Here is a 7,959-nt window from a genome sequence, read left to right on the forward strand (position 1 = left end):
ACCTAAGACCAGATGGCAAGACTCAAGTTACAGTTGAATATGAAGAAGATAAACCAGTAAGACTTAAAAATGTTGTAGTTTCATCTCAACATGCTCCAGAAATTTCTATGGAACAAATTAGGGAAGATATAATAAGAGAAGTTGTAGAAAAGGTTGTTCCAAAAGAATTTATAGACAAGGACACAGAATTTTTCATCAACCCAACTGGCAGATTTGTTATTGGTGGACCAATGGCCGATGCGGGACTTACTGGTAGAAAAATAATAGTTGATACCTACGGCGGCTTTGGAAGACACGGCGGTGGAGCTTTCTCAGGTAAAGATCCAACAAAGGTTGACAGATCAGGTGCCTACTATGCAAGATACATTGCAAAGAACCTAGTGGCAGCAGGACTAGCAGAAAAAGTTGAAATTGGACTTGCCTATGCAATTGGTATTGCAAGACCAACTTCAGTTTATGTAGAAACTTTTGGCACTGGCAAATTATCTGACGAAGAAATCGAAAAGATTATTATGGAAAACTTCGATATGAGACCAGCTGCAATAATTCGTGACCTTGACCTATTGAGACCAATTTACAGACAAACTGCATCCTATGGTCACTTTGGTAGAAATGACCTAGACCTTCCTTGGGAAAAGACTGATAGGGTAGAAGACCTAAAGAAATATCTCAAATAAGACTGCGTTAAAAATTAAATTTAGGGTAAGATAAGAATAGCGGTTAAAAAAAGACTAACTTAGTATGCTATAATTAAAGAGTAAATTTATTTTTAGAGTCGAGAAGAGGATGGTTATGAAGAAAACTTTTAATTATTTTAGAGCAAACCCATGTGGAAATATAACAGGATTTGTTGTAGCTCCTGTATATCCAGGATATAGAAAAGCTTACACAGACTGTATCATGGAACAAATAGATAAGGATGTAGAGCAAGTTGGATTTATTTCTCCAGCATATGAAGGTGCACCACTTAGGATGGATATGATGGGTGGAGAGTTTTGTGCCAACGCAACAAGAGCTTACGGACTTTACTCTGCAAGCTTCTATGACACAGATGGACTTGTTGATATAGAAGTCTATGTAAGTGGTCACGAAGGAACTACTGATGTTATTGCAGATGTTAAAAATCAAAAGGCTTATGTAGCTTTAGATGCTCCTATTGGCAGAGAAAAGCTAACAATAGATGGCAAAGACTGTACTCTTATTAAGCTTCCTGGCATTAGCCATCTAGTTGTTGAGGAAGAAGAAGATAAAGAATTTGTAGATAAGGCTCTTGAGGTCCTTAAAAAAGACCACAAGGACGAAGCCTATGGAGTTCTTTTCTTTAACAAGGAAAAACTAGAAATGATTCCTTACGTTTATGTAGAAGGTTCTGAAACTTTATTTAGAGAAGGTTCTTGTGGATCAGGAACTATTGCAGTAGTAAACTATCTTGAAGATGACATTGCAAAGCTTGATGAAGATTATAAGATTTCTATTAAGAATCCAGCAGGAGAACTTGAAGTTTTTGTTTATGAATTTGAAGACGGCAAGAAATTCTGTGTAGGTGGCAAGGTTGAACTTTCTGAAGTGGAAAAGAAATCTATAGAGATTCCACAAGACGTTGCCCTAGCAGTTATAGCTGAGCACGATAAGATTGTGGAAGAACACAAGAAGAAAATGGCAGAAGAAGAAAGTGAAAAGTCAGTTGATGAAAGTGACTTAACTGATGAAGAACTTAAAATAATGAGAGAAAAATTTGGATTTGATTAATCCACAAGAGGAGGGGAAGACCCCTCTTTTTTTATGTAAACTTTTAACAAAAAACCAAAATTATTTTGAATTTGAAAATAAAAAGAAGTTTGAAATTAAGATGAAGTTAATAAAAATTTGAAAACAATTAAAAGTTTATGTGTATAATGTAAGAAGGTGATTAGAATGATAAATGTTGTTGGACTTGGGTCCACTTCTTCAAGAGACCTTACCCTTAAAGCAGTAAAAATTATGAAAAATGGAAATAAAAATTTTTTGAGGACTGACAGGCATGAAGCCCTTTCTTTTTTTGAAGAAAATAAAATAGAATATGAGTCATTTGACTACTTGTACAATGAGATGGAAAGCTTTGATGAAGTTTACAATAAAATTGTAGAAGTTTTATTAGAAGAAGCTAAGGATAAGGAGATAAATTATTTTGTTCCAGGAACTCCCTTAGTTGCAGAAAAAACTGTTAGGCTCCTAATAGATAAAAAGGCTGATATAAATATTGTAAATGGAATTTCTTTTATTGAACCAGTTCTTGCTGGAGTGGGAAGAGACGCCGTTGATGGACTCTTATTTTTAGACTCAGATGCAAAGAAGTTTGACTTCGACACAAGACGTGATACCCTAATAACACAAGTCTATAACAAGAGAATTGCATCAGACCTTTCCCTCCTTCTTCAAGAAGTTTACAAGGAAGATGACATGGCTTATGTAATAACAAACGCTGGACTTGACGATGAGATTGTAAGGAAGGTTGAAATTTATAAACTTCCAAGGATTGATGACTACAACCACCAATCTTGCATTTACATTCCAAGGACAAGTGGCAAAAATCTTCCCCTAATTATGGATAGGCTTGAAGATATTCTGGAAAGAGAAGATATTTATCTAGATGACGATAGTTTTGAAAAGATAAAAAAACTTTTAATTGAAAAGTCTGAGGACTTATCCATGGACTATGAAAATGAGACAGACATCCTAATTTTATCTATATTATTACTTTTATTAAAAGACAAGGAAGGTCTAGTGGATTTCCGTGAAATTTATGATGAAATATACAAAAAATTGGATAAAATAGCGATTTTTTTAAAATAAATGTAGAAAATAAACTTAACTTAGGTTATAATTGTAACAGTCTTAGGAAAAGAGCCCTTTTAGATCTTGGAATATTAAAGGTTGAGAGGGTCTTAAACTAGGAAAAAGATTAAAGAAAATTCTTCAAGGAGGATATAAAATGAACAAATCAGAATTAGTAGCAAGCATTGCTGAAAAATCAGGTCTTACTAAAAAAGACGCTGAACAAGCTTTAAACGGATTTATCTCTTCAGTTCAAGAAGCTCTTGCTGACGGAGAAAAAGTTCAATTAGTTGGATTTGGAACTTTCGAAGTTAGACAAAGAAAAGCTAGAGAAGGAAGAAACCCTAGAAATCCAGAAGAAGTTATTAAGATTCCTGCATCTAAAGCACCAGTTTTCAGATCAGGTAAAGCTCTTAAAGAAGCTGTTAATAAGTAAGAAAAAGAAGGACTTATGTTTCTTTAAACTAGTTGATAAAGTAGCATAAGAACAATTTTTAGTACAGAATAGTGTAAGAAGGTTTTAATTCCTATCTTGCACTATTTTTGTATAATGAAAAATTATAAAGATGATAGCTTTTTAGGACTTAAGTATATGTAATTAAAAGTTAATTTATTTTTTATTATATATTAGGTTACCAGGCTTGAGAAAAATATTTGCTCAATGATTTAAAATTAAGGATGATCAAATCAACTCTATAATAAAGGGATATTATAAGTCTAAAATATTTGATCTTCCTACAGTAGACTAACTAAGGAAAACTGTAGACTTTACTTGAAGATCAAATATTTTAGACTTATAATATCCCTTTATTATAGAGTTGATTTGATCACCTTAATTTTAAATCATTGAGCAAATATTTTTCTCAAGCCTGGTAACCTAATATATAATAAAAAATAAATTAACTTTTAATTACATATACTTAAGTCCTAAAAAGCTATCATCTTTATAATTTTTCATTATACAAAAATAGTGCAAGATAGGAATTAAAACCTTCTTACACTATTCTGTACTAAAAATTGTTCTTATGCTACTTTATCAACTAGTTTAAAGAAACATAAGTCCTTCTTTTTCTTACTTATTAACAGCTTCTTTAAGAGCTTTACCTGATCTGAAAACTGGTGCTTTAGATGCAGGAATCTTAATAACTTCTTCTGGATTTCTAGGGTTTCTTCCTTCTCTAGCTTTTCTTTGTCTAACTTCGAAAGTTCCAAATCCAACTAATTGAACTTTTTCTCCGTCAGCAAGAGCTTCTTGAACTGAAGAGATAAATCCGTTTAAAGCTTGTTCAGCGTCTTTTTTAGTAAGACCTGATTTTTCAGCAATGCTTGCTACTAATTCTGATTTGTTCATTTTATATCCTCCTTGAAGAATTTTCTTTAATCTTTTTCCTAGTTTAAGACCCTCTCAACCTTTAATATTCCAAGATCTAAAAGGGCTCTTTTCCTAAGACTGTTACAATTATAACCTAAGTTAAGTTTATTTTCTACATTTATTTTAAAAAAATCGCTATTTTATCCAATTTTTTGTATATTTCATCATAAATTTCACGGAAATCCACTAGACCTTCCTTGTCTTTTAATAAAAGTAATAATATAGATAAAATTAGGATGTCTGTCTCATTTTCATAGTCCATGGATAAGTCCTCAGACTTTTCAATTAAAAGTTTTTTTATCTTTTCAAAACTATCGTCATCTAGATAAATATCTTCTCTTTCCAGAATATCTTCAAGCCTATCCATAATTAGGGGAAGATTTTTGCCACTTGTCCTTGGAATGTAAATGCAAGATTGGTGGTTGTAGTCATCAATCCTTGGAAGTTTATAAATTTCAACCTTCCTTACAATCTCATCGTCAAGTCCAGCGTTTGTTATTACATAAGCCATGTCATCTTCCTTGTAAACTTCTTGAAGAAGGAGGGAAAGGTCTGATGCAATTCTCTTGTTATAGACTTGTGTTATTAGGGTATCACGTCTTGTGTCGAAGTCAAACTTCTTTGCATCTGAGTCTAAAAATAAGAGTCCATCAACGGCGTCTCTTCCCACTCCAGCAAGAACTGGTTCAATAAAAGAAATTCCATTTACAATATTTATATCAGCCTTTTTATCTATTAGGAGCCTAACAGTTTTTTCTGCAACTAAGGGAGTTCCTGGAACAAAATAATTTATCTCCTTATCCTTAGCTTCTTCTAATAAAACTTCTACAATTTTATTGTAAACTTCATCAAAGCTTTCCATCTCATTGTACAAGTAGTCAAATGACTCATATTCTATTTTATTTTCTTCAAAAAAAGAAAGGGCTTCATGCCTGTCAGTCCTCAAAAAATTTTTATTTCCATTTTTCATAATTTTTACTGCTTTAAGGGTAAGGTCTCTTGAAGAAGTGGACCCAAGTCCAACAACATTTATCATTCTAATCACCTTCTTACATTATACACATAAACTTTTAATTGTTTTCAAATTTTTATTAACTTCATCTTAATTTCAAACTTCTTTTTATTTTCAAATTCAAAATAATTTTGGTTTTTTGTTAAAAGTTTACATAAAAAAAGAGGGGTCTTCCCCTCCTCTTGTGGATTAATCAAATCCAAATTTTTCTCTCATTATTTTAAGTTCTTCATCAGTTAAGTCACTTTCATCAACTGACTTTTCACTTTCTTCTTCTGCCATTTTCTTCTTGTGTTCTTCCACAATCTTATCGTGCTCAGCTATAACTGCTAGGGCAACGTCTTGTGGAATCTCTATAGATTTCTTTTCCACTTCAGAAAGTTCAACCTTGCCACCTACACAGAATTTCTTGCCGTCTTCAAATTCATAAACAAAAACTTCAAGTTCTCCTGCTGGATTCTTAATAGAAATCTTATAATCTTCATCAAGCTTTGCAATGTCATCTTCAAGATAGTTTACTACTGCAATAGTTCCTGATCCACAAGAACCTTCTCTAAATAAAGTTTCAGAACCTTCTACATAAACGTAAGGAATCATTTCTAGTTTTTCCTTGTTAAAGAAAAGAACTCCATAGGCTTCGTCCTTGTGGTCTTTTTTAAGGACCTCAAGAGCCTTATCTACAAATTCTTTATCTTCTTCTTCCTCAACAACTAGATGGCTAATGCCAGGAAGCTTAATAAGAGTACAGTCTTTGCCATCTATTGTTAGCTTTTCTCTGCCAATAGGAGCATCTAAAGCTACATAAGCCTTTTGATTTTTAACATCTGCAATAACATCAGTAGTTCCTTCGTGACCACTTACATAGACTTCTATATCAACAAGTCCATCTGTGTCATAGAAGCTTGCAGAGTAAAGTCCGTAAGCTCTTGTTGCGTTGGCACAAAACTCTCCACCCATCATATCCATCCTAAGTGGTGCACCTTCATATGCTGGAGAAATAAATCCAACTTGCTCTACATCCTTATCTATTTGTTCCATGATACAGTCTGTGTAAGCTTTTCTATATCCTGGATATACAGGAGCTACAACAAATCCTGTTATATTTCCACATGGGTTTGCTCTAAAATAATTAAAAGTTTTCTTCATAACCATCCTCTTCTCGACTCTAAAAATAAATTTACTCTTTAATTATAGCATACTAAGTTAGTCTTTTTTAACCGCTATTCTTATCTTACCCTAAATTTAATTTTTAACGCAGTCTTATTTGAGATATTTCTTTAGGTCTTCTACCCTATCAGTCTTTTCCCAAGGAAGGTCTAGGTCATTTCTACCAAAGTGACCATAGGATGCAGTTTGTCTGTAAATTGGTCTCAATAGGTCAAGGTCACGAATTATTGCAGCTGGTCTCATATCGAAGTTTTCCATAATAATCTTTTCGATTTCTTCGTCAGATAATTTGCCAGTGCCAAAAGTTTCTACATAAACTGAAGTTGGTCTTGCAATACCAATTGCATAGGCAAGTCCAATTTCAACTTTTTCTGCTAGTCCTGCTGCCACTAGGTTCTTTGCAATGTATCTTGCATAGTAGGCACCTGATCTGTCAACCTTTGTTGGATCTTTACCTGAGAAAGCTCCACCGCCGTGTCTTCCAAAGCCGCCGTAGGTATCAACTATTATTTTTCTACCAGTAAGTCCCGCATCGGCCATTGGTCCACCAATAACAAATCTGCCAGTTGGGTTGATGAAAAATTCTGTGTCCTTGTCTATAAATTCTTTTGGAACAACCTTTTCTACAACTTCTCTTATTATATCTTCCCTAATTTGTTCCATAGAAATTTCTGGAGCATGTTGAGATGAAACTACAACATTTTTAAGTCTTACTGGTTTATCTTCTTCATATTCAACTGTAACTTGAGTCTTGCCATCTGGTCTTAGGTAGTCAAGTGTACCATTTTTTCTCACTTCAGTTAATCTTCTTGATAACTTGTGGGCAAGAGAAATTGGAAGTGGCATTAGCTCTTCTGTTTCGTTGCAGGCAAATCCAAACATAATCCCTTGGTCTCCTGCTCCAAAGGAGTCAAGTTCATCTACTCCTTCTTCCTTAAACCTGTCAACACCCATTGCTATGTCAGAGGATTGTTCCTTGATTGCAGATAGGACTGCACAAGTGTTTCCATCAAAGCCAAATTTGGCCCTGTTATATCCAATATCTTCTAGGACTTCTCTTGCAGTTTTTTCAAAATCTACATAAGTTTCTGTTGAGATTTCTCCAGTTATAACTATCATGCCTGTGGATGCCATAGTTTCACAGGCTACTCTTGCATTTTTATCTTCTGCCAAAATCTTATCTAAGATGGCATCAGATATTTGGTCGCAAACTTTGTCAGGATGTCCTTCTGTTACGGACTCTGAACTAAATTGCCATTTTTTCATTTTATTCTTTCCTCCATTTTAAATACCTTGATTTAATGTATGAATCTTTTTATTTAGTCAAATTTATAAAGTCTTTTAAATTTTAATCCATAAAAAAATCCCCACGCAAAAGTGAGGACCATTAAACCTCATCTTCCAGATAAAAATCTGTGGGATTTAGCACCAACTAGGTTGCCGGGTTTCACAGTGCCCATTCACTCCACCACTCTCAATAAGGTATTATTTATATTTTGTAGCTTGATTATAGCACTTAAAAAATTCTTAGTGCAACAAATTAAAATAGTTCATTAGGGATATTCCCAAAGGATAGGTAATAATACTCATAATA

The 7,959-nt window shown here is 33.6% G+C and carries 8 protein-coding genes and 1 riboswitch; of the genes, 4 read left to right on the forward strand and 4 right to left on the reverse strand.

Annotated features, from left to right (window positions below):
* The 4 genes from metK (DRZ96_RS00155) to DRZ96_RS00170 form a co-directional block, all read left to right on the forward strand.
* On the forward strand, positions 1-677 hold a 677-nt coding region (gene metK / locus DRZ96_RS00155), incomplete at its 5' end, for a methionine adenosyltransferase (protein WP_112889213.1).
* A gap of 115 nt (positions 678-792) precedes the next feature.
* Complete coding sequence (locus DRZ96_RS00160) at positions 793-1,749, forward strand: hypothetical protein (protein ID WP_112889214.1); 957 nt, start codon at positions 793-795, stop codon at positions 1,747-1,749.
* A 165-nt stretch (positions 1,750-1,914) separates the two neighbouring features.
* Entirely contained in the window at positions 1,915-2,832 is a 918-nt protein-coding gene (locus DRZ96_RS00165; RefSeq protein ID WP_112889215.1) for an SAM-dependent methyltransferase, read from the forward strand.
* A 139-nt stretch (positions 2,833-2,971) separates the two neighbouring features.
* The gene (locus DRZ96_RS00170; protein ID WP_005957971.1) at positions 2,972-3,250 is read left to right on the forward strand and encodes an HU family DNA-binding protein; all 279 of its coding nucleotides are present in this window, start codon (positions 2,972-2,974) and stop codon (positions 3,248-3,250) included.
* A gap of 636 nt (positions 3,251-3,886) precedes the next feature.
* On the opposite strand, the gene DRZ96_RS00175 is transcribed toward DRZ96_RS00170, so the two are convergent.
* The 4 genes from DRZ96_RS00175 to metK (DRZ96_RS00190) all read right to left on the reverse strand — a co-directional run bounded on the left by DRZ96_RS00175 (position 3,887) and on the right by metK (DRZ96_RS00190) (position 7,631).
* Positions 3,887-4,165 (reverse strand): HU family DNA-binding protein, encoded by a 279-nt coding sequence (locus DRZ96_RS00175; RefSeq protein WP_005957971.1) that lies wholly within the window; start codon positions 4,163-4,165, stop codon positions 3,887-3,889.
* 139 nt (positions 4,166-4,304) lie between these two features.
* Positions 4,305-5,222 carry an SAM-dependent methyltransferase gene (locus DRZ96_RS00180; protein ID WP_112889215.1) on the reverse strand — a complete coding sequence of 306 codons (918 nt, stop codon included), beginning with the start codon at positions 5,220-5,222 and terminating at the stop codon, positions 4,305-4,307.
* Between the two features lie 165 nt (positions 5,223-5,387).
* On the reverse strand, positions 5,388-6,344 hold the full coding sequence (locus DRZ96_RS00185; protein ID WP_112889214.1) for a hypothetical protein: 957 nt from the start codon (positions 6,342-6,344) through the stop codon (positions 5,388-5,390).
* Between the two features lie 114 nt (positions 6,345-6,458).
* Complete coding sequence (gene metK, locus DRZ96_RS00190; RefSeq protein ID WP_112889216.1) at positions 6,459-7,631, reverse strand: methionine adenosyltransferase; 1,173 nt, start codon at positions 7,629-7,631, stop codon at positions 6,459-6,461.
* 125 nt (positions 7,632-7,756) lie between these two features.
* Positions 7,757-7,849: riboswitch (SAM riboswitch) on the reverse strand.
* Between the last annotated feature and the right edge of the window lie 110 nt (positions 7,850-7,959).

The sequence above is a fragment of the Peptoniphilus harei genome (genome assembly GCF_900454685.1).
GTDB lineage: Bacteria > Bacillota > Clostridia > Tissierellales > Peptoniphilaceae > Peptoniphilus_A > Peptoniphilus_A harei.

Bases quoted from the DNA above. Each gene is read 5' to 3' on its own strand.
- DRZ96_RS00165 (WP_112889215.1), top strand. From the start codon at position 1,915: ATGATAAATGTTGTTGGACTTGGGTCCACTTCTTCAAGAGACCTTACC.
- DRZ96_RS00170 (WP_005957971.1), top strand. From the start codon at position 2,972: ATGAACAAATCAGAATTAGTAGCAAGCATTGCTGAAAAATCAGGTCTT.
- DRZ96_RS00185 (WP_112889214.1), bottom strand. From the start codon at position 6,344: ATGAAGAAAACTTTTAATTATTTTAGAGCAAACCCATGTGGAAATATA.
- DRZ96_RS00175 (WP_005957971.1), bottom strand. From the start codon at position 4,165: ATGAACAAATCAGAATTAGTAGCAAGCATTGCTGAAAAATCAGGTCTT.
- metK (WP_112889216.1), bottom strand. From the start codon at position 7,631: ATGAAAAAATGGCAATTTAGTTCAGAGTCCGTAACAGAAGGACATCCT.
- DRZ96_RS00160 (WP_112889214.1), top strand. From the start codon at position 793: ATGAAGAAAACTTTTAATTATTTTAGAGCAAACCCATGTGGAAATATA.
- DRZ96_RS00180 (WP_112889215.1), bottom strand. From the start codon at position 5,222: ATGATAAATGTTGTTGGACTTGGGTCCACTTCTTCAAGAGACCTTACC.